The sequence below is a fragment of the Mycolicibacterium aichiense genome, assembly GCF_010726245.1.
GTDB lineage: Bacteria > Actinomycetota > Actinomycetes > Mycobacteriales > Mycobacteriaceae > Mycobacterium > Mycobacterium aichiense.
In genome coordinates, this window is record NZ_AP022561.1 from 596497 (window position 1) to 617831 (window position 21335).

Sequence of the window (21335 nt, forward strand, 5' to 3'; positions counted from 1 at the left end):
CTGCGGGCACGATGGGTCCATGACCGCGACCCGAGCTGACGCACAGAAGATCCTCGAGCAGCTGGCCGGCCCACAGGCGGTCCTGCGCGATGACCAGTGGACGGCCATCGAGGCGTTGGTGGTGCACCGGCGGCGGGCTCTGGTCGTACAACGAACCGGCTGGGGCAAGTCGGCCGTCTACTTCGTCGCCGCCAAGCTGCTGCGTGAGCAGGGCCGCGGGCCGACGGTGATCGTGTCACCGTTGCTGGCTCTGATGCGCAATCAGGTGAGCGCCGCGCAGCGCGCAGGGGTGCGTGCGGCGACCATCAACTCCGGCAACGTCACGGAGTGGGATGACATTCATCGCCAGGTCGGGGACGGTGATCTCGACGTACTCCTGGTCAGCCCGGAACGGTTGAACAATCCGGAGTTCCGCGTTCAGGTGCTTCCGTCGTTGGCGGCCGACGCCGGCCTGGTCGTGGTGGACGAGGCGCACTGTGTCTCGGACTGGGGACATGATTTCCGGCCGGACTACCGGCGCATCCGAACATTGATCGCCGAATTGGGTTCCGGGGTACCGGTGTTGGCAACCACAGCGACGGCCAATGACCGGGTGGTCGGCGACGTGGCGGCTCAACTCGGCGTGGGTGGCGGCGATACTTTGGTCTTGCGCGGTGGCCTGGATCGCGAGTCGCTTCATCTGTCGGTCGTCAAGGTCCCCACTGCTGCCGGGCGCGCGGCCTGGATTGCGGCGCAGCTCAATTCGCTGCAGGGATCCGGCATCATCTACACCCTGACCGTTGCTGCCGCCCGTGATCTGGCGGCGATCCTGCGAGAACAGGGCCATCAGGTCGCCGCCTACACCGGGGCCTCCGACCCCGCCGAGCGGGAACAGATGGAGCTCGATCTGCTCGACAACCGGGTCAAGGCCCTGGTGGCCACCTCCGCGCTCGGGATGGGATTCGACAAGCCCGATCTGGGTTTCGTCATCCACCTCGGGGCCCCACAGTCACCGATCGCGTACTACCAGCAGGTGGGACGCGCAGGCCGCGCCACCGACCGCGCCGAGGTGATCCTGCTGCCGGGGCATGAGGACGCCGAGATATGGAGCTACTTCGCCTCGGTCGCGTTCCCGCCGGAAGCATTGGTGCGCAAAGTGATCAGCGCGCTGGAGACGGACCGCCCGCTGTCGACTCCAGCGCTGGAACCGCTCGTCGACCTGGGCCGCAACCGGCTGGAGATGGTACTCAAGGTACTTGACGTCGACGGCGCGGTGCAGCGGGTGAAGGGCGGCTGGATCGGTACCGGCCAGCCGTGGACCTACGACGAAGAGCGCTATCGCACGCTGGACGCGGCCCGCCGCCGCGAACAGCAGGCGATGCTCGACTATCAGAACTCGACCAGCTGCCGGATGGCGTTTCTCCGTGCGCAACTGGACGATCCGGAACTGTCAGCACAGGATCGCTGCGGCCGGTGCGACAACTGTGCCGGATCCCGCTTCACCGCCGAGGTCGACGAGCGTGCGCTCGATGCGACCAACGACCGGCTGCAGCAGTGCGGTGTCGAGGTGGCGCCACGGCGGATATGGCCGACGGGCATGGCCAAGCTCGGGGTCGACCTGAGCGGACGCATCGACGACGGGCCGCTGGCGGGCCGCGCGATTGGGCGGCTCACGGACTTGGGCTGGGGGGCCCGGTTGCGCCGGCTGCTGGATGCGCCGGACGCCCCGGTCCCCGACGAGTTCGTCCGCGCCGCGTTCGCGGTGCTGGCGGACTGGCCGTGGGAGACGCGGCCCGAGGCCGTCATGGGGCTCGACTCGTCGGCGCATCCGATCCTGATCCGTTCCGTCGTCGACCGTCTCGGGGAGGCGGGCCGGCTGACGAACTTGGGAACGCTTCACTACCGCCCGACGCGGCGGCCGGTCACGGCCGCGAACTCGGCCTATCGCGTCGCGGCACTGCACGACACCTGGCAGGAGCCGGACTTCACTGCGCTGCAGCAAGTTCCGCGGACTGTGCTTCTGGTCGACGACCTCACCGATACCGGCTGGACGCTCACCACCGCCGCGCGCTGCCTGCGTAGGGCCGGCGTATCGGAGGTACTGCCGTTCGCGCTTGCGGGCGTCAGTTAAACACTGCTGGGTGTTTTGTCGAAGAACACCGTGTAGGTGGAATCGTCTCCTGGCGTGGCGATCTCGTGCTGCCGATTGAGGCCATCCGACCACCGGTTGAAGACCAGTTGTCCGTCGGCGACGGTCTGCGGCGAGCCTGCGTCCAGGTGTCGCACCACCCCGACGACCGCCTGCTGGCTGAAGGTACCGGTGTGCGGAACGCCGTCGACGGTGTACACCGCGTCCGGGTCGTTGCTGGTGAACGTCAGCGTCACGAGGTTGGGCTTGATGTTCACCGTCTTGGTGGTCGACAGTCCACTGCTGTCGGTGACGGTGAGGCTGATCTCGTACCAGGTGGTGGCCACGTTGTGTTCGTTGGTGGCGAGCGAGACGGTGCCGCTGGGGCCGACGACGCTGTCCACGTAGGGGTGGATGTGGTCGGCGTGATGGAAGATCACCCGCCAGTTGTAGGCGCTGTCGGGCAGGGCGCCGTCCTCGGCGTCGGTGGCTGTGGCGCTGAAGCTGATGACGTCGCCGGCGTTGTAGTGCGAGTCGTTGATCGGGGTCAGGATCTGCACATCCGGCGGTGTGCTGCCCACGACGACGTCGCGGCTTGCGGTGTTGGTCCGCTGCCCGTCGCTGACGGTGAGCGTGACGGTGTAGGTGCCGTCGGTGGTGTAGGTGCGCAACGGGTTCGCGGCCGCCGAAGTACCGCCGTCACCGAAGTCCCAGCTGTAACTCAGGGTGGTCCCCGGATCCGGATCGGTGGAGCCGGCGGAGGAGAACTGAACGCTCAACGGCGAGTATCCGTTGGTCGGCGTCGCCGTCAGAACAGCTGTGGGAGCGCGGTTTCCACCGGACGCCGCAATCCGGTACAGCTCGCCGGGATAGATGTTGAGCTGGTACAGATTGCCGTCCGGACCCTGCCGCATCTGCACCGTCGTGCCTGCGTCGGTGTCCAGGAGCTGCTCGCCGATCACATTGGTGTAGGTGGAGTCGAAGCTCAGCGCCTTGAGCCAGTGCAGCGTGTAGTCGGCGATGAACACCTTGTTCTGGTACTCCGCCGGCAACGCGGTGCCGGTGTACACGATCACCGAGGTGATCGATCCCGCGCGACCCGGCGGGGGAGTGTGCGGATAGGCGTAGACCGGATTGTCGTAGGCGCAACTCGTGCACGGCCCTTCCTGAACCGGCCAGCCGTAGTTGCCGCCCGCGACGACGTTGTTGAGCTCCTCCCAGGATTCGTCACCGACGTCGCCCACCAACAGCTGACCGGTTTCGGTGAATGTCATCCGGAACGGATTGCGCATGCCCAATGCGTAGATCTCCTGGCGCGCCCCGGGGGTGTTGTAGAACGGATTGTCCTGCGGGATGGTGCCATCGGGATTGATCCGAAGAATCTTGCCGAAGATGGTCGACAGGTCCTGGCTGTTGGTGTTGAGGCTGTCATCGCCCATCGCGAAATAGATCTTGCCGTCGGGGCCGAACGCCATGGTGTTGCCCTGATGCATCGAGCCGGTTTGCACCGAATCGATCAGCACCTTTTCGGATTTCGGATCGACGGTGTCGTTGACCATGGTGAACCGTGACAGCCGGGCGTGGGAGTCGGTCGAGTTGTAGGCGGTGTAGAGGTAACCGTTGTGTGCGAAATCCGGGTCCAGCTCGAACGCGTCCGACGGCTGGAGCTGGCCGATCTTGACCGCGGTTGCACCGTCGGCGTTGGGGGCGATCTTGAGTGAGCCGTCCCGCTGGAGAATCAGGATGCGCCCGTCCGGAAGGAACTGGAAATCAGTCGGTTGATCCAGCCCGGCGGTGATCGTCGTGCGGTCGAGATCGGCTGGAAGAGGCTGGGATTGAACGGGGTTGGCGCATCGAATCAGGTCCTGCGAGGCGAAGGTGAGCCGATCGAGCGCGAGTGCGAGCTGCTTGTTGACCACCTCAACAGCGTGGGCGATCGGCGGAATAGCCAGAATCTGATTGATGCCGCGGCGGGTGAACTCGGCGACGGCCGCCAACACCGGATTGTCGATCGGCGGTAGTGCCGGACCACCGCCACTCTGCTCGCCCCCGACGGCTTTGCCGATGGTCTCCAGCACCCGCATGACGAGCTTGCACGCGCAAACCTTGATCGGCTGAAGCAGATTGGTCACGGGGTTGCCCGGTGACGGCGTCGTCGACGTCGGCTTTCCGCTGTGTCCGGTGTCGTCCAGTCCGGGCCCGAACACCAACGAGGCGGCGCCGGGTTCGCCGGTCTTGCCGGCCGCCGGCATCGTGCTGGGCGATGTCCGCCGCGGAGTCGTTGCCGCCGAGGCTGTCTGGCTGGTGCGCACGCGCGGCGGCACCACGCCGGCGGACGTGGCGGGGTGCCCCTGCCCGCGGCGGGCCGAGCCGGTGCCGTGGGAGCGCGCGCTGCCCGCGCTGTGCCCTGTTCCGCTGTCCGCTCGCGACGGTGAACTCGACGTTGAGTCGTCGGCCCAGGCGCTGGGCGCGCCATAGCCCAACCCCACGCCGATTCCCAGGGCTACGGCCAAGGTCCCCAACCGGCCGACATACTGCGCGTATCCGTGCGATCCCATACAACTGCCCCCCAGGCTTGTTGTGCAGGGGAATCGTCGGTCGCCCGCGGCCGGGCGCGTGCAGTAGCGCACTACTGCTTTTTCCGCTCCCCAGGATCGGACTACGCAACGCAGCCGGTAACACGGTGCGGCACCGGCGCGACGTTCCTGTCAGTGGCTGTGCGGCCGGATTGCTGCGCGCCGTGAAGGGAGAACCCAATGTTCATTCGTCGTGCCGTTGTGGCAGCGCTGGCCGCAGGCGCGGCCGGCGCGGTTGTGTCCATGCCGTCCGCTGTCGCCGATCCCACGCCCGCGCCTGCCCCTGCCCCTGCGGCAACCGAGTGCTCGGCGGCGGGTCTGTCGTCCACGATCAGCTCGGTCACCAAGAACCTGTCCGACTACTTCGCCGTGCACCCCGACGCGAACCAGGCGCTGCTCGATGCCACCCGGCAGTCGGCCTTCAGCGCGATCGGCGCCTTCAACACCTACTTCAACGATCACCCGGACCAGGCCAACGACATTCGGGCCATCAAGGCGCCGCTGGTTGATTTCCAGAACCGGTGCGGTCTGCAGGTGGAGCCCGCGGAGGCGCTGGTCGTCATCGGCGAGTTGTAGTCGCCGCCGTCGGGGCTGGGCCCCGCGAGATCGCCGCCGTCGGGGCTGGGCCCCGCGAGATCACCACTGCGGTTTGGCGCCGCCGAGCTGTGTGGTGAGCGAATCGGCAGTCGCCATCAAACCCTTTGCGTGCTTTGCGATCTCGGCGTCGGTGAGTGCCCGGCCGATCTGGAGCGATACCACCATCGCCTGCCGATGGTGGTGGTCGTAGACGGGTGCGGAGATGACGCTGACGTCGTGCCGCTGGCGTGACCCCGGCCCCTCGGCTTCGCTTCGCAGGTACACCCGCTCACCGATATCGGAGATCAACTCGCCCAACAGGGCCCGCAGTTCGTCGGGCATCGAGGTGGACATGCCCGCCATCAGCGCGTACAGCCGCCGGCCGCCGGGGGTGAGGCGTTCGACGAGGTATCCCGCGGTCCGGCACTCGGCGATGACGCGGTCCAGCCGCTCTGTCTCCGTGCGCAGCGGAATCGTCGGCGCGCGACCGAGCCAGCCGCGCAGCGCCTCGTCGTCCCACAGCACGAACATCAAGCCCACCGGTGGGGCGAACGGGTAGCTCTCCCCGACGCGCACCCCGACATCGGAACCGGGTGGTCCGACCAACTCGAGCAGTGTGATCCGGTCATCCACAACCCCGGCGAGCGCGGCGGTGGTCTCGAAAGTCTTCGACAGCCTGCTGAGTTCTGCGCGCGCCGCCGGATTGACCCGCAACGACTCCTGGGCGAGGTGACCGAGCGTGATCAGGCTCGGCCCCAGCCGGTAGGTCTTGTCGGCCGCGTCGCGAACCAGGTAGCCCGACTCGGTCAGCGTCGTGACGATGCCCAGGCAGGTCGGCTTGGCCAGCTGCAATCGCCGGGAGAGTTCCGACAGGCCGAACTTGTCTTGTGGGTGCTTGGCCAGGAAATCCAGAACCGCCACCACGCGCTGCGTGGGGGGCGATGATCGACCAGAGACGGAGCCGTTCGGCATTGCAAAATCCTACCTCTGTGTTCCATATATGGAACACATGTTGGTTGACGGAGATTAGAACACGTTCTAGTCTCAGTGCCAACAACGTACCAGTGCGGTCCAATTTTGAAACGCGAGGCGGTCATGTACACACAGCCCTTGGTGGACGCCATTGCCGAGTCCGAACGTCTGGTGAAGGAAGCCGACTTCATCGACAGTGAGGCGGATCTGCTCGAGGGCCTGCAGTACCTGGCCGGCTGTGTCGCGGCCTGCACGCACGTCGCCTTCGACTACGACCGCGACCATCCTTTCCTGCATTCGGGCACCGGGCCGTTCACCAAGATGGGGCTGGACAATCCCGACACCATGTACTTCGGCACCAGGGTGGTTGCCGGCAACGAGTACGTCGTCACCGGTAAGCGCGGGACCACCACCGACGTCAGCTTCCAGCTGCTCGGCGGCGAGTACACCGACGAAGTGGTTCCGGACAGCGAGACCGCGTTCGACGACCGCAAGCTCGACATCGCCGCCGACGGCACCTTCGAGTGGCGATTCACCCCGGATAGCAATGCGCAGCTGGTCATTCGGGAGGTCTACAACGACTGGTCGGCACAGCGGGGCAGCTTCGCGATCGCGCGCACCGACACCGCAGGGACCGCGCCGCCGGCATTGACCAAGGAGCTGATCGAAAGGCGCTGGGCGACAGCGGGTAAGCAGCTCGTGCAACGGGTCAAGACGTGGCTGCAGTTCCCGAAGTGGTTCTACGACAGCCTGCCCGTCAACACGCTGACCGCGCCGCGGCTCACCCCGGGCGGGCTGGCCACCCAATACTCATCGGTCGGGCACTACGACATCAGCCCCGACCAGGCGATCGTGATCACGTTGCCGGTCACCGACGCCCCGTACCTCGGCTTCCAGCTCGGCAGCCTCTGGTACATCTCGCTGGACTACATCAACCACCAGACGTCGCTCAACGGCACTCAGGCGCAGGCTGATCCGGACGGCAAGATCCGGATCGTGGTCTCCGACAAGAGCCCCGGGGTGACCAACTGGGTCGAGACGCTCGGGCATGGCAGGGGCTATCTGCAGTTCCGCTGGCAGCGCGTGTCGCGTGCGTTGACCGAGGCCGACGGCCCGACGATGGAGATCGTCGATCTCGACGAGGTTGCGGGCAAGCTGCCCTACTACGAGCAGAACAAGATCTCCGAAGACGATTGGCGTGAGCGAATCGCACTGCGTCAGAAACTAATCGGCTACAGGATGGTGGGGTAGAAACATGGCCGGCTTGCTTGAGAACAAGGTCGTCGTGATCAGTGGCGTCGGTCCCGCGCTGGGCACCACGCTGGCGCGCCGATGTGCCGAGGAAGGCGCCGACCTGGTGTTGGCGGCGCGGACGGTCGGGCGTCTGGACGATGTGGCCAAGCAGGTCACCGACCTCGGCCGCCGCGCACTGTCGGTGGGCACCGACATCACCGATGAGGCCCAGGTCGACAACCTGGTCAAGGAGACCCTGGCCGCCTACGGCAAGGTCGACGTGTTGATCAACAACGCGTTCAAGGTGCCGTCGATGAAGCCCTTCGCCAACACCTCTTTCGACCACATCCGCGAGACCGTGGAGCTCACGGTGCTCGGCGCGCTGCGGCTGATCCAGGGATTCACCCCGGCTCTGGTCGAGGCCAAGGGCTCGGTGGTCAACGTCAACTCGATGGTGCTGCGGCACTCAGACCCCAAGCAGGGTGCCTACAAGCTGGCCAAAGCGGCGCTGCTGTCGATGTCCCAGTCCCTGGCCAGTGAACTCGGGCCCCAGGGCATCCGCGTGAATTCCGTTCTGCCCGGTTATATCTGGGGCGGCACGCTGCAGGGCTATTTCGAGCACCAGGCCGGCAAGTACGGCACGACCGTCGATGAGATCTACAAGGCCGCCGCGGTCAACAGCGATCTCAAGCGGCTGCCCACGGAGGACGAAGTGGCCTCGGCGATCCTGTTCATGGCCAGCGATCTGTCCAACGGGATCACCGGCCAGACGCTGGACGTCAACTGCGGGGAGTATCACAACTGATGAGCGACTTTCTCACCGTTGAAAGTCTGAAGGCCTCGGCGGTCAAAGCCTCCGGTATGGACGACTTCGGCGTCGACGACGACAACTATCAAGAAGCGCTGAGCGTGCTGCTCGAGTCGTTTCGCAACGATGCGGACCTGACCGAGCTCGGCAGCAAGATGCACCGGTTCTTCGTGCGAAATGCGTTGGTGGCCAGGCTTGTTTCCGAGGCTGCCTTCAAGCAGTATCCGGAGCACGTCGACGTGCCGATCGAACGTCCCATCTTCGTCACCGGACTGCCGCGCACCGGCACCACCGCGTTGCACCGGCTGCTGTGCGGGGATCCGCGGCACCAGGGGCTGGAGTTGTGGCTCGCAGAGTTCCCGCAACCCCGGCCGCCGCGGGAATCCTGGAAGGACAACCCGGTCTTCCAGCAGATCGACGCGCAGTTCACCAAGGCTCATGAGGAGAACCCGGATTACACGGGCCTGCACTACATGACCGCCGACGAGGTGGAGGAATGCTGGCAGCTGTTGCGCCAGTCCGTGCATTCGGTGTCCTACGAGACGCTCGCGCACGTGCCCACCTATGCGCAATGGCTTGCGCGACAGGACTGGACCAAGTCGTACGCGCGGCATCGCAAGAATCTGCAGCTGATCGGACTGAACGATCCCGAGAAGCGTTGGGTTCTCAAGAATCCCAGCCATCTGTTCGCCCTGGACGCGGTGTTCGCCGTCTACCCGGATGCGCTGATCCTGCAGTGCCACCGCCCGGCCGAGACGATCATGGCCTCGATGTGCTCGCTGGCCCAGCACACCACCGAGGGCTGGTCGAACACGTTCACCGGCGAAGTCATCGGCGCCGACTCACTGGAGACCTGGTCGCGCGGGCTGGAGTTGTTCAACACCGAACGCGCCAAGCACAATCCGGCGCAGTTCTACGATGTCGACTACTTCGAGCTCATCCGTGAACCGATCAATACCGTGGAAAAGATCTACTCACACTTCGGTATCGAGCTGACCGACGAAGCCCGCGCGGCGATCCAGCGGACGGACGAGGAAAGCAAGCAGGGCCCGCGGGCGCCCAAGCACACCTACTCGCTGGCCGACTACGGGCTGACCGAGGAACAGGTCAAGGAGCGCTTCAAAGGGCTGTAACTCAGCCGTCGCCGGGGGCGGGTGCGCTGGAGTACTCCTCCAGACATCCCTCTGCCACAGCATGTCTGATGCTGTCGGACAACTTCGGGCAGGACCGGGTACGGGCGCTGCTGCCGCCCGCTTCCCGGATCTCGGCGAAGTAGGCGCACCGCTGTTGTGCTTCGCTGCTCCACTGCACCGCGGTGTGGGCGGCTCCGAGCTTCTTGACCTTCACGGCGATGTGGCAGAACCGGCAGTCGATCTCGACCAGGCCGGCCGACAGGTACCGTTCCCGGTCTTGCCGGGTCGCCTCCTGGACAGCAGCCAACCGCTGCGGGTCCGCGGCGAAACCTGGTGCCTTGGACCATGATCCGGACGCATCGTCGCTGTGCTCGTGCGGCTCGTCGTGCTCGTGCACGCCGAGAAGCTCGAGCATGGACCGCGCCAGATCGTCGACGTCGGGCGGTGGATCCTCGGGGGTCATAGTCACACCTGAGTCGGCTGTCCTTCAGAATCGGCTTCGGCCTGCTTCTTGAGGTTCTCCTGAACCTCGACCTGCCACTTTTCGTTGGCCGGGGCGGTATCCACTTCGAGCTCGAAGCGGTCGGTCATGTCGGGCGTCACGTCGGCGACATCGACGTAGAACTGCTGATACCAACGGCGCATCTGGTAGACGGCGCCGTCTTCTTCGACGAGCAGCGGATTGTCGATGCGGGTCTTGTGCTTCCAGATCTCGACGTCCTGCAGGAAGCCCTTGCTGACGCCGACGACCATGGCATCCGACAGCTTGTCGCTCATGGCGTCGTCCATGCCCTTGGGCTTCTCGACAATCACGCCCCACTGCAGCATGAACGAGTCCTGCGTCACCGGGTAGTGGCAGTTGATCAGGATCGACTCGGCCTTGAAGCCGCCGTAGTTGTTGTGCAGCCAGTTGATCATGAACGACGGGCCGAAGTACGACGCCTCGGAATCCAGGTGTGACTCGGTGTAGGCGGAGCCGCCGAGCGTGACGTCGGGCCTGCCGACGTTGTGCAGGTACTGCGACGCGATGTGGCCCTCGAAGACGTTCTTGAAGTACGTCGGCAATCCGAAGTGGATGTAGAAGAAGTGCGCCATGTCGGTGACGTTGTCGACGATCTCGCGGCAGTTGGAGCCCTCGATCAGCATCGAGTTCCACTTCCATTCGGTCCACTCCCCGCCGGAGTACTCGGGGATCTCCGGGATCCGGACCTCGGGCTGCGGTGGGTTGCCCTCGTGGTCGTGCCAGACGAACAACAGGCCGCTTCGTACGTCGGTCTCCCAGGATCGGGTGCGGGCCAGTCGCGGGGTCCGCTTGGCGTAGGGGACCAGGCGGCAACGACCGTCGCCGCCCCAGCGCCAGTCGTGGAACGGGCAGGCCAGGGCGTCGTCCTTGACGGTGCCCTGCGACAGGTCACCGCCGAGGTGCCGGCAGTAGGCGTCCAGGACGTGCACATCGTTGTTGGAATCGGCGAAAACCACCAGTTTGGTCCCGAACGCGTTGATCGGGTGGGGCTTGCCGTCGGTGTAGTCAGTGACCGGGCCCAGGCAGTGCCAGCCCCGGGCGTACCGGTCCGGCAGGGTTCCAGTGTCGATCTCGCGAATGCCGCTTGTCACCCTCGCGCCCCTCCAACTCGTAGGTTCTAACTAGAACACGTTACAGTTTTTCCGACTCATCGCGCAATGAGAGCAGTACTAGCTGCGGATTACCCATCTGAAGTGCGGTATATCTGGACGATGCCGATGTATTCGTTCGAAGGGCGTTCACCGCGGGTGGATCCGACCGCATTCGTTGCGCCCACCGCGGTGCTCATCGGGGACGTGACCGTGGAGGCCGGCGCATCGGTGTGGTTCAACACGGTATTGCGGGGAGACTACGCGCCGATCGTGATCCGGGAGGGCGCCAATGTGCAGGACGGCTCGGTGCTGCACGCCCCGCCCGGCATCCCGGTGGACATCGGTCCCGGGGCGACGATTGCCCACATGTGCACCATCCACGGAGTGCACGTCGGGGCCGAGGCGCTGATCGCCAATCACTGCACAGTCCTCGACGGCGCGGTGATCGGCGCCCGCAGCATGATCGCTGCGCATTCACTGGTGGTCGGCGGCACCCACATCCCGGACGAGGTACTGGTCACCGGATCACCGGCGAAGGTCAAGGGTCCGATTGCCGGAACCCGGGCCGAGGTGTGGGTGAACATCAACCCCAAGGCGTACCAAGATCTGGCGCAGCGCTATCTGACGGGCTTCGAAGAAGTCTGAGATCCCCGTCTCCGAGGCGTTTGGCAGATTTCGGCGCAGGGTATGTCCCGGCTACCTGACAAGGCGAAGCGTGTGGAGGACTGAGGATGGCACTCGATATCTGCCCGGCGTGTGGCTATCCCACCATCGGAGCAGCCGTGTGCGCGGCCTGTTCGTTGGCCGCACCGGCACCAGCGCAATGGCCCACGGCTTACGTCGACGTGACCGCCCCCGCCGCGTAGGACTCGAGTTGTGACCGCCTAGATCTTCTGTGCGCTGGCGGTCGCTTTGTCCAGTTCCCAATACGCGCGCAGCGCGACGATCTTGCCGTCATCGTCGACGCGATAGGTGAAGACGCCCTCGGCGATCACCCGGTAGCCGCTGGACTCGATCACGATGTGGCCGACGTTGGCTTCCTCGTTGCCGCACTGATATGTCTTTTCGAAGTTGAACGTCAGCACGCTGGGCGCGATCGCCATGTCGTAGAACTTCGCGATCGCTTCCTTGCCGCGGTGGCCCTTGCCCTCGGGGTCGAAATGCGATGGCCCGATGGGATCTTCGACGATCGCATCGTCGGCGAACACCGCAAGCCACGCCTGCTTGTCCCGAGCCATGGCCGCCTCGCGGGATCGCCGTCCCGCCTCGTGGGCAGGCGAGCTCATCGGTCTTGCCAGCCCGAGTGGATGTACGTCTCGGCGAACCGCTTCATCGAGTCGATTTTCTTATCGACCGGCGCGTCGAAGGGCAACCCCTCGAACACCCACGGGATCCCGATGTAGTCGGTGACGCCCGCCTTGACCAGATCGCGGTGACCGTCGACGCCGAATTTGTCGATGCAGACCGCCTGGTACTCGAAGGGGTCGTCGGCGCGACCGGCCTCGGCCAGCAGTTTCTTGAGCGTGGAGATCGTTTCGGCCAGCTCGTCGCAGGTCATCATCGCGCTGGTCCAGCCGTCGCCGATCCGGACCGCACGCTTGAGCGCCACATCGGTGTGACCGCCGACGTAGAACGGCACCGGCACCGACGGCGCCGGGCTCATCTGCAGCCGGTCGAAATCGTAGAACTCGCCGTGGTGCTCGACCATGCCGCCGGCGAGTACCAGCTTGATGACGTCGATCATCTCGTCGACGCGCTTGCCGCGCTTGGCATACGGCACCCCGCACCATTCGAATTCCTCAGGTGCCCAACCGATCCCGACGCCGAAGCCGAAGCGGTTGTTGGTCAGGTTCGCCACGGAACCGACCTGCCGGGCCAGCAGCAGCGGGTTGCGCGAGCCGAGCTTCATCACGTTGGTGTAGAAACGCAGCTTGGAGGTCACCGCTCCCAATGCGCCCGCGAGGATCAACGGGTCGACCCAGGGCGAGTGCTCGTCGAACATCCGCTTGCCGTCGGCGGTGTAGGGATAGTCGACGGACTGCTTCTCGAAGTAGAAGATCGAGTCCGGCAGCGCGATGTTGTCGAAGCCGAGATCCTCTGCCGCCTTGGCGATTTCGATGAGCTGGTCCAGCGGGCTGAACGCGATGCTGACCGTGTACTGCATGCGCGTCATTTCGCGGCAGGCTTATCCGAGCTGACCACCCACATCGAGTAGTACTGCGCGCCACCGCCGTACGCGTGGCCCAACGCCTTGCGGGCACCCTCGACCTGGTGCGCGCCGGCCTTGCCCATCACCTGGATCGCCGACTCGGCGAACCGGATCATGCCTGACGCACCAATGGGATTGGAGCTCAGCACCCCACCGGAAGGATTGAACGGGATCTTGCCGCCGATCGCCGTCTCGCCGGCCTCGGTGAGCTTCCAGCCGCCGCCTTCAGGCGCGAAGCCCAGGCTTTCCAGCCACATCGGCTCGTACCAGGAGAACGGCACGTACACTTCGGCCACGTCGATCTCGTCGATCGGGCTGGTGATCCCCGCCGCCTTCCACAGAGCGGCAGCCGCATCACGGCTGGCCTGCGGATTGACCTGGTCGCGGCCGGCATAGGCCAGTGGCTCGGTGCGCAGCGCGGTCGCGTGCACCCAGGCGACGGGATGCCCGTCGGCAACCCGGGCGTCGGCGGCTTCCTCGTCACCGATCACCATCGCCGCCGCGCCGTCCGAGGACGGGCAGGTCTCGTCGTAGCGGATGGGATCCCACAGCATCGGGGACTCCATCACCTTCTCGACGGTGATGTCGGGCTGATGCAGGTGTGCCAGTGGGTTTTTGGCGCCGTTGTGCCGGTCCTTGACCGCGACGATCGCGCCGATGTTCAGCGGCGCGCCGGAGCGGCGGATGTAGGCCCGCACGTGCGGAGCGAAGTAGCCACCAGCGCCCGCGCCGACGGGCTTGGTGAACGGCACCGGAATGCTCAACGCCCACATGGCATTCGACTCGGACTGCTTCTCCCATGCCATGGTCAGCACGCGCTTGTACTTGCCCGACTGCACCAAGCTGGCGGCGACGATGGCCGTCGACCCGCCCACCGAACCCGCGGTGTGCACGCGGATCAGCGGCTTGCCGGTGGCGCCCACGGCGTCAGCCATGAACAGCTCGGGCATCATGACGCCCTCGAAGAAGTCGGGAGCCTTGCCGACGACGACGGCGTCGATGTCGTCGAAGGTCGACCCCGAGTCCTCCAGCGCCCGGTCGATCGCCTCGCGAACCAGACCGTTCATCGAGACGTCTTTGCGCTTGGCGACGTACTTCGTCTGTCCCGTTCCGAGAACTGCGGCGAGCTTCTTGGCCATGACTACTTCCCCTCCAGCACGGCGACCAGATTCTGTTGCAGCGCAGGGCCGCTGGTGGCATGGGCCAGGACGCGTCCCGCCGAGCCATCGAAGATGTGCTGGGCTGCGAACCCGATCCGCTCGAGGCCGGCCGAGAACATCGGGTTGGCGGCCAACGCGCCGCCCGACGGGTTGATCTTCGTCGACTCCGGCAGGCCGATCGCCTCGGTCAGGATCAGCTGTTGGTGGCTGAAGGGCGCGTACAGCTCTGCGATCTCGATGGAGCTGGTGTCTCCGCCGGTGGCCGCCTTGGCCGACGCGGCGGTCGACGGCGAGGTGGTCAGGTCGCGTGCGCCCAGCACCGGTGTTTCGATGCGGTGCTCGAAACCGGTGATCCACGCCGGGTTCTCGCGCAGTTCGCGGGCCTTGTCGCCGGCCGCCAGGACGATGGCCGACGCGCCGTCGGTGATCGGAGCGATGTCATGGCGCCGCAACGGATCGGCGAAGTATGGCTCAGCCAGCAGTTCACTGATGGATCCGGTCGGTGCCACGTTGTCGGTGCGGCCGCCCGCGGCGAACGCGTCGAGAGCGACCTGAGCCATCTGCTCTTCGGTCCACTTGCCGGAGTCCAGGCCGAACCGTGCCTGCAGGCCTGCCATCGACACCGAATCGGGCCACAACGGCGCGACGGTGTACGGGTCGGTCTGCAGTGCGAGTACCCGGCGCAGCGTGCCCGCCGAGGACTTGCCGAAGCCGTACACCAGCGCGGTCTCGACCTCGCCGGTGAGAATCTTGATGTAGGCCTCGTACAGCGCCCAGGCGGCGTCCATCTCGACGTGCGATTCGTTGATCGGCGGCACTGCACCGATCGAGTCGATCGCCGAGATGAACGAAAATGCGCGGCCGGCAAGATAATCCGACGAACCGGAGCACCAGAAGCCGATGTCGGTCTGCTTAAGGCCGAGCTCGTCGTAGAGCGATTTGAAGCACGGCATCAGCATCTCGACGCCGTTGGTGGTGCCGTTGGTGCGCCGGACATGCGGAGCATGCGCGAAGCCGACGACCGCTACATCGCGAAAAGTCATGTGGCGAGTCCCTTTAGAGGTGGTGCTTGTAGGTGTCGTAGTCGGCGTCGGGTTCGCCGGTCGGTTTGAAGTATTCGATGTTGTCGATGCCCAGACCCCACTCCTCGCGGGGCTTCCACACCGCCTGAACTCGCATGCCCATCCGCACGTCAGCGACCTCGATCTCCTGAATCAGGTGCAGGAACGGGATGTCGGCGCCGTCGAGCAACACGTAGGCCGCGACGTACGGCGGCTTGATGCGCTGCCCGGCGAACGGGATGTTGATGATGGCGAACGTCGTCACCGTGCCCTTGTCCGGCAGCTCGACGAAGTTGTCCAGCTCGAGGCCGGTGGCCGGGTCGGCCTCCTTCGGCGGGAAATAGACCTTGCCCTCGCTGCCGGTACGGGCGCCAAGCAGCTTGCCGTCTTCCAGCCCGCGCAGGAAAGCGCTCTCCGGAAGCGATGCGGTGTGCTGGATTTCGATGCTGCTCGGAGACACCAGGATGGTCACCGGCTCGCGGTCGTCGGAGGACGGCTCCACGGACTCTTCGGTGTCACCGAGCGCGAAGTACGCGATATCGGTGATCGCGCCGACGGGCTCGTCGATCCAGTGCGCGTGGACCCGCGTGCCCGTGCTGATCGCGTCGGGCGAATCCGCGGCGACCGCGTGCAGCAAGGTCGTGTCCGCGCCGTCGAGCTTGATCAACGCCCAGGCGAACGGCTTGTCCAGTGGCTGGCCCTCCAGCGGGTGGGACTGCCAGGTCCACGACTCGACGGTCCCGACGCCGGCGACCGGCACCACCTCCGTCAACGGCGCGTAAGTCACCGGGTCATACTCAGCGGGTGGTACGAGCACTCGCCCGTCCGAGCCGCGGACACCGAGGATGCGTCGCTCACGCAATGCGGTGAAGAACTGGCCGAGGAGTGGTCCGACTGAACGGGTGTAGTCGAATGACAGCTTCAGCGGTGCCGAAAGGGGCTTCTGATGCGCGTCGATCTGCACCGGGCTGCTTTGGCTGGTGGTCACATCATCGAGTAGAACAGGTTCTAAGAATCGTGGCAAGGACCGTGTCCCGGCCAGAAAGGCGGCACCGATGAAGCTGGGTCTGCAACTCGGATACTGGAGCGCACAACCCCCGACAAACCATGCGGAGCTGGTGGCCGTGGCCGAGGAGGCCGGGTTCGACACCGTGTTCACCGCCGAGGCGTGGGGCTCGGACGCGTTCACCCCGTTGGCGTGGTGGGGCCGAGAGACCACCCGGATGCGGCTGGGCACCTCGGTGGTGCAACTGTCGGCGCGGACCCCGACCGCGTGTGCGATGGCATCGCTGACGCTGGACCATCTTTCCGGGGGCCGGCACATCCTGGGGCTGGGTGTCTCCGGACCCCAGGTCGTCGAGGGCTGGTACGGGCAGAAGTTCCCGAAGCCGTTGGCGCGCACCCGCGAGTACATCGACATCATCCGGCAGGTCTGGGCGCGTGAAGCGCCGGTCACCAGCGCCGGTCCGCACTACCCGCTGCCGTTGTCCGGTGAGGGCACCACCGGGTTGGGCAAGCCGCTCAAGCCAATCGTGCACCCGCTGCGGGCCGACATCCCGATCATGCTGGGTGCCGAAGGCCCGAAGAACGTCGCGCTGGCTGCCGAGATCTGCGACGGATGGCTGCCGATCTTCTACTCGCCGCGGCTGGCGCCGATGTACAACGAGTGGCTCGACGAAGGCTTCGCCCGTCCGGGCGCGCGCCGCAGCCGCGAAGACTTCGAGATCTGCGCGACCGCGCAGGTGGTCGTCACCGACGACCGGGCCTCGATCATGGACCTGATCAAGCCGCACCTGGCGCTCTACATGGGCGGAATGGGTGCAGAGGACACCAACTTCCACGCCGACGTCTACCGGCGGATGGGCTACTCCGAGGTCGTCGACGAGGTCACCCGACTGTTCCGCAGCGACCGTAAGGACGACGCGGCCAAGGCCGTTCCGGACGAACTCGTCGACGACTCGGCGATCGTGGGCGACATCGATTACGTGCGCAAACAGATCGTCGCGTGGGAAGCCGCCGGGGTGACGATGATGGTCATCGGCGCGCGGACGCCCGAACAGATCCACGAGGCCGCGGCCCTGTTGTAGACACTTCTTGCGAGTTGTCTAGTCGGGGCTTTACATTGACCGGATGACGCTCGGCTCAGCTCAGCACGTGGGCGTCGCCGAACGTCATGTCGACGTGCGCGACCGAGCCCGACACTATCGCGCGCTTCGGCAGCCCCAGCGTTGCCAGCTCCTTGGCGTACGGGTGGTCGCCGAGTCGCAGCGTGGCGCCGCCCGGCCGGAAGCGGACACCGGAATTCTTCATCTCCCAGGGCACCTCGCGAGTGGTGCCGTCGGCGAAGGTGTAGGTCTTGAGCACCTGGGTGCGCGGGCGCAGCGACGGGATCGGCAGACCTCGGCGGAACTCGATTCCGGCGATCAGCGATCCGTTCTCACTGACGTCGAAGGTGAACGGGTTGGCCTCGCGCACGTTGAAGTCGGCCATGATCTTGGGGAAGCCCCAGATGGTGCGGCCGGCCTCCAGTGTGAAGGACTGGTCAACGGGCAGGTGGTGGATGAACGCCGCGGCATCGCCGAGTGCCTTGAGCCCCCGGGCATTCGAGCCCGGCGGATTGACCATCACGCAAGTTCCGAACTCGTTGTACTTGCCCAGGTCGCCGTCGATGTAGCGGGCCAGCATCAGGTTGACCACCGCGCGGCCGGGGCGGAACTCGCAGACCTTCAGTCCGCTGTAATCGACAAGTCGCTGCGCGGCATCGGCCGGAACCGAGAACATAGCCGTGTGGACGTCGGCCTTGCGAACCCGTACCGGCATGGTGAGCACCGTGCCGGCGATCGTGTGCTGCGAATCAGACATGCGGTCACTGTAAACCGCTTTGACATCCAGCGTGAACGAAAAGTAGTGGAGGGAACGGAATGACAGGCACTCTGGCGCCGGCCAAGCCGAATGTTGATCTGACGGACGGCAATTTCTACGCCGACGGTGCGGCACGCGACGCGTATCGCTGGATGCGGGCCAACGAGCCGGTGTTTCGCGACCGCAACGGTCTCGCCGCCGCGACGACTTACCAGGCCGTCATCGACGCCGAGCGCGATCCCGAGACCTTCTCCAACACCGGCGGCATCCGGCCCGACAACCCGGGCATGCCCTACATGATCGACATGGACGATCCCGGACATCTGTTGCGGCGCAAGCTCGTCAACGCGGGCTTCACCCGTAAGCGGGTGATGGACAAGGTCGCCGGGATCGACACGTTGTGCGACACCTTGATCGACGCGGTGTGTGAGCGGGGGGAGTGCGACTTCGTCCGCGACATCGCGGCGCCGCTGCCGATGGCCGTGATCGGCGACATGCTCGGTGTGCTGCCCGAGGAACGCTCGACGCTGTTGAAATGGTCCGACGACCTGGTCTGCGGGTTGAACTCGGCGGCCGATGCCGAAACGCTGCAGGCGGTGATGGATGCGTTCGCCGGCTATTCCGCGTACGCCACCGAGACCATCGCCAAACGCCGGGCGGAGCCGACCGACGATCTGTTCTCGATCCTGGTGAACTCCGAGGTCGAAGGCCAGCGCATGGCGGACGACGAGATCATCTTCGAGACGCTGCTGATTCTCATCGGCGGCGACGAGACCACCCGGCATACGTTGTCGGGCGGCACCGAACAGCTTGTGCGCCATCGGGATCAGTGGCAGCGCCTGGTCGCGGACCCGAGCCTGATTCCGGGCGCCATCGAGGAGATGCTGCGCTGGACCTCGCCGGTGAAGAACATGGCCCGTACCGCCATGCGCGATGTGGACTTCCACGGCACGCAGCTGCGCGAGGGCGAGAAGATGCTCTTGATGTTCGAAGCCGCCAACTTCGACGAATCGGTGTTCGGCGATCCGGAGAATTTCCGCATCGACCGGAATCCGAACAGCCATTTGGCCTTCGGCTTCGGAACCCACTTCTGCCTCGGTAATCAGCTGGCCCGCCTGGAGTTGAGCACCATGGTGCGCAAGGTTCTCGAACGTCTGCCGGACCTGCGGCTGGCCGACGAGTCCGCGCTGCCGCTGCGGCCGGCCAACTTCGTCAGCGGCCTCGAGGAGATGCCGGTGGTGTTCACCCCGTCGCGGCCGGTGCTGGCGTAGGCGCCCGCCGCCGACTGTCACACCTGAGTCACGCGCGGCGTCCAGCGTGACGCCAGGCTGACGTTCGCCGGGTTCGCGGGTGTTTGAGCATTTCCACTTTTGGGAACCACGACCCCACCTCGCGGCAAGCGGTGCTGCTTGCCGAGCCGGGGCAACACCGTTACTAGCTGTGGGGCGACATGAGTGCTACCGAATCTCACCATTCCCATTACCTGCGGCGTTTCTGTGTCGCCGCGATGCTGACCACCGCGACGCTGGCGACCGGGCCGACCGGACTCCCGGTCGCGTCGGCGGACGAGGGATGTCCCGACGTCGAAGTGATCTTCGCCCGCGGCACGTTCGAGCCGCCTGGTGTCGGAGGCATCGGCCAGGCGTTCGTCGACGAGCTCAGGGCCCAGCCGAAGCTGGCCGGGAAGTCCGTCGATATATACGCGGTCAATTACCCTGCCTCACTGAACTTTCCGGCCGCCGCGGACGGGGTGATCGACGCCAGCAACCGGGTCCGCGACATGGCGAATCGGTGCCCGGGCACCAAGATGGTGCTGGGCGGCTATTCGCAGGGTGCGGCCGTGGCCGGTTACGTCACCGCCGACAAGATCCCGGACGGATACATCCCGCCCAACGGCATCACCGGCCCCATGGCGCCGGAGATCGCCAAGCACGTCGCCGCTGTCGCATTGTTCGGCAAGCCGTCCAACGGGTTCCTGAACATGGTCGACCGCACCGCACCGCCCATCACGGTGGGCAGTCTCTATGCGGCCAAGACAATCGACCAATGTGTCCCCGAAGACCCCATCTGCTCGCCGACCGGCGGTGACAACGGCGCACATCAGGCCTATGCAGTGAACGGGATGACCGCTCAGGCAGCCACTTTCGCCGCAGACAGGGTGGCCGCGGCGACGGGGCCGGCGGCCACTAACGCATCTTGAACTGAGGGGCCCGCTTCTCCTTGAAGGCCAGCGGGCCTTCCTTGGCGTCGTCGGACAGGAACACCGGGATGCCGTTGGCGGTGTCGGGCTTGAACGCGTCGAGTTCGTGCATGCCCTCGGCCTCGCGGATGGTCTTGAGGATCGCCTGCACGGCGAGTGGGCCGTTGTTGTTGATGACCTCGGCGATCTCCAGGGCCTTGTCCAGCGCCGTGCCGTCGGGCACCACGTACCCGATCAGCCCGTAGGACAGCGCCTCCGCGGCGGTGATGTGCCTGCCGGTGAGCAGCAGGTCGCAGGCGATGGTGTACGGGATCTGCCGCGGCAGACGCACAGCCGAGCCACCCATCGGGTACAGGCTCCACTTGGCCTCGGAGATGCCGAACTTCGCACTCTCGCCGGCAACCCGGATGTCGGTGCCCTGAAGGATCTCGGTGCCGCCCGCGATGGCGGGGCCTTCGACGGCCGCGATCAGCGGCTTGGTGAGCCTGCGGCCCTTCAGCAGACCCTCGATCTTCGTCGGATCGAAGGCGCCGCTCTTGAACGAATCACCGGGAGGGGCCTTGGTTGCGCCCTTGAGGTCCATGCCCGCGCAGAAGTAGCCGCCGGCGCCCGTCAGGATGCAGGTGCGGATCTCCGGATCGTTGTCGACGCGGTCCCAAGCCTCCACCATGATCGAGAGCATCTCGGTGGAAAGTGCGTTGCGAGCCTCGGGCCGGTTCAGCGTGACGATGAGAGTGTGTCCGCGCTGCTCAATGAGGGCGTCGGGGCTTTTTTCGGACTCGCTCACGGGTACCTGCCTTCCAGCGTCACTGCCACAGACTTGT

Annotated in this window: 22 protein-coding genes; 11 read left to right on the forward strand and 11 right to left on the reverse strand. The window is 65.7% G+C overall.

Features of this window, described 5'->3' with window-relative positions; all coding sequences use genetic code 11:
• Positions 1-19: 19 nt before the first annotated feature.
• Entirely contained in the window at positions 20-2110 is a 2091-nt protein-coding gene (locus tag G6N32_RS02840; RefSeq protein WP_115317450.1) for a RecQ family ATP-dependent DNA helicase, read from the forward strand.
• Here the strand turns inward: G6N32_RS02840 and G6N32_RS02845 are convergent.
• Positions 2107-4239: a PQQ-dependent sugar dehydrogenase gene (locus G6N32_RS02845; protein WP_163789103.1), complete on the reverse strand. Its 2133-nt coding sequence runs from the start codon at positions 4237-4239 to the stop codon at positions 2107-2109. The genes G6N32_RS02840 and G6N32_RS02845 overlap by 4 nt on opposite strands.
• On the opposite strand from G6N32_RS02845, the gene G6N32_RS02850 reads away from it, so the two are divergent.
• Positions 4232-4585, forward strand: a complete 354-nt coding sequence (locus G6N32_RS02850; RefSeq protein WP_163789105.1) for a hypothetical protein — start codon at positions 4232-4234, stop codon at positions 4583-4585. The two genes, G6N32_RS02845 and G6N32_RS02850, sit on opposite strands and share 8 nt — an antisense overlap.
• 278 nt (positions 4586-4863) lie before the next feature.
• Positions 4864-5259: a hemophore-related protein gene (locus G6N32_RS02855; protein ID WP_115317448.1), complete on the forward strand. Its 396-nt coding sequence runs from the start codon at positions 4864-4866 to the stop codon at positions 5257-5259.
• A gap of 60 nt (positions 5260-5319) precedes the next feature.
• Here G6N32_RS02855 and G6N32_RS02860 read toward each other — a convergent pair whose 3' ends face one another.
• Positions 5320-6231 (reverse strand): IclR family transcriptional regulator, encoded by a 912-nt coding sequence (locus G6N32_RS02860; RefSeq protein ID WP_115317447.1) that lies wholly within the window; start codon positions 6229-6231, stop codon positions 5320-5322.
• A 123-nt stretch (positions 6232-6354) separates the two neighbouring features.
• Here G6N32_RS02860 and G6N32_RS02865 point away from each other — a divergent pair, with 123 nt between their 5' ends.
• The 3 genes from G6N32_RS02865 to G6N32_RS02875 are packed head-to-tail and all read left to right on the forward strand — an operon-like array spanning position 6355 to position 9405.
• The gene (locus G6N32_RS02865) at positions 6355-7482 is read left to right on the forward strand and encodes a hypothetical protein (RefSeq protein ID WP_115317446.1); all 1128 of its coding nucleotides are present in this window, start codon (positions 6355-6357) and stop codon (positions 7480-7482) included.
• A gap of 4 nt (positions 7483-7486) precedes the next feature.
• Positions 7487-8269: an SDR family oxidoreductase gene (locus G6N32_RS02870; protein ID WP_102807268.1), complete on the forward strand. Its 783-nt coding sequence runs from the start codon at positions 7487-7489 to the stop codon at positions 8267-8269.
• Positions 8269-9405, forward strand: coding sequence for a sulfotransferase family protein (locus G6N32_RS02875; RefSeq protein WP_115317445.1), 1137 nt, complete (start codon positions 8269-8271; stop codon positions 9403-9405). Before G6N32_RS02870 ends, G6N32_RS02875 begins: the two co-directional genes overlap by 1 nt.
• A 1-nt stretch (position 9406) precedes the next feature.
• On the opposite strand, the gene G6N32_RS02880 is transcribed toward G6N32_RS02875, so the two are convergent.
• On the reverse strand, positions 9407-9868 hold the full coding sequence (locus G6N32_RS02880) for a hypothetical protein (protein WP_115317444.1): 462 nt from the start codon (positions 9866-9868) through the stop codon (positions 9407-9409).
• Positions 9869-9870: 2 nt separating this feature from the next.
• Positions 9871-11019, reverse strand: a complete 1149-nt coding sequence (locus G6N32_RS02885; RefSeq protein WP_115317443.1) for a 3-ketosteroid-9-alpha-monooxygenase, oxygenase component — start codon at positions 11017-11019, stop codon at positions 9871-9873.
• A gap of 120 nt (positions 11020-11139) precedes the next feature.
• Between G6N32_RS02885 and G6N32_RS02890 the strand changes: the two genes are divergently transcribed.
• A complete protein-coding gene (locus G6N32_RS02890; RefSeq protein WP_115317442.1) occupies positions 11140-11664 on the forward strand; it encodes a gamma carbonic anhydrase family protein in 525 nt (174 codons plus the stop codon).
• 86 nt (positions 11665-11750) lie between these two features.
• Positions 11751-11885, forward strand: a complete 135-nt coding sequence (locus G6N32_RS29080; RefSeq protein ID WP_264028849.1) for a hypothetical protein — start codon at positions 11751-11753, stop codon at positions 11883-11885.
• An 18-nt stretch (positions 11886-11903) separates the two neighbouring features.
• On the opposite strand, the gene G6N32_RS02895 is transcribed toward G6N32_RS29080, so the two are convergent.
• The 5 genes from G6N32_RS02895 to G6N32_RS02915 are packed head-to-tail and all read right to left on the reverse strand — an operon-like array spanning position 11904 to position 16437.
• Positions 11904-12305 (reverse strand): nuclear transport factor 2 family protein, encoded by a 402-nt coding sequence (locus tag G6N32_RS02895; protein WP_115317441.1) that lies wholly within the window; start codon positions 12303-12305, stop codon positions 11904-11906.
• Complete coding sequence (locus G6N32_RS02900) at positions 12302-13183, reverse strand: TIGR03619 family F420-dependent LLM class oxidoreductase (RefSeq protein ID WP_115318868.1); 882 nt, start codon at positions 13181-13183, stop codon at positions 12302-12304. Before G6N32_RS02900 ends, G6N32_RS02895 begins: the two co-directional genes overlap by 4 nt.
• A 5-nt stretch (positions 13184-13188) precedes the next feature.
• A complete protein-coding gene (locus G6N32_RS02905; protein ID WP_115317440.1) occupies positions 13189-14367 on the reverse strand; it encodes a thiolase family protein in 1179 nt (392 codons plus the stop codon).
• Between the two features lie 2 nt (positions 14368-14369).
• Entirely contained in the window at positions 14370-15431 is a 1062-nt protein-coding gene (locus G6N32_RS02910; RefSeq protein ID WP_115317439.1) for a thiolase family protein, read from the reverse strand.
• A 13-nt stretch (positions 15432-15444) separates the two neighbouring features.
• The gene (locus G6N32_RS02915; protein WP_172507213.1) at positions 15445-16437 is read right to left on the reverse strand and encodes a Zn-ribbon domain-containing OB-fold protein; all 993 of its coding nucleotides are present in this window, start codon (positions 16435-16437) and stop codon (positions 15445-15447) included.
• Between the two features lie 67 nt (positions 16438-16504).
• On the opposite strand from G6N32_RS02915, the gene G6N32_RS02920 reads away from it, so the two are divergent.
• Positions 16505-17536: an LLM class F420-dependent oxidoreductase gene (locus tag G6N32_RS02920; RefSeq protein ID WP_115317438.1), complete on the forward strand. Its 1032-nt coding sequence runs from the start codon at positions 16505-16507 to the stop codon at positions 17534-17536.
• Between the two features lie 55 nt (positions 17537-17591).
• On the opposite strand, the gene G6N32_RS02925 is transcribed toward G6N32_RS02920, so the two are convergent.
• The gene (locus tag G6N32_RS02925; RefSeq protein ID WP_197935801.1) at positions 17592-18311 is read right to left on the reverse strand and encodes an acetoacetate decarboxylase family protein; all 720 of its coding nucleotides are present in this window, start codon (positions 18309-18311) and stop codon (positions 17592-17594) included.
• Between the two features lie 59 nt (positions 18312-18370).
• On the opposite strand from G6N32_RS02925, the gene G6N32_RS02930 reads away from it, so the two are divergent.
• Entirely contained in the window at positions 18371-19582 is a 1212-nt protein-coding gene (locus tag G6N32_RS02930; protein WP_115317437.1) for a cytochrome P450, read from the forward strand.
• Positions 19583-19818: 236 nt separating this feature from the next.
• Positions 19819-20511 (forward strand): cutinase family protein, encoded by a 693-nt coding sequence (locus G6N32_RS02935; protein ID WP_170310618.1) that lies wholly within the window; start codon positions 19819-19821, stop codon positions 20509-20511.
• Here G6N32_RS02935 and G6N32_RS02940 read toward each other — a convergent pair.
• Positions 20498-21298 carry a crotonase/enoyl-CoA hydratase family protein gene (locus G6N32_RS02940; RefSeq protein WP_102807258.1) on the reverse strand — a complete coding sequence of 267 codons (801 nt, stop codon included), beginning with the start codon at positions 21296-21298 and terminating at the stop codon, positions 20498-20500. The genes G6N32_RS02935 and G6N32_RS02940 overlap by 14 nt on opposite strands.
• Positions 21299-21335: the final 37 nt, after the last annotated feature.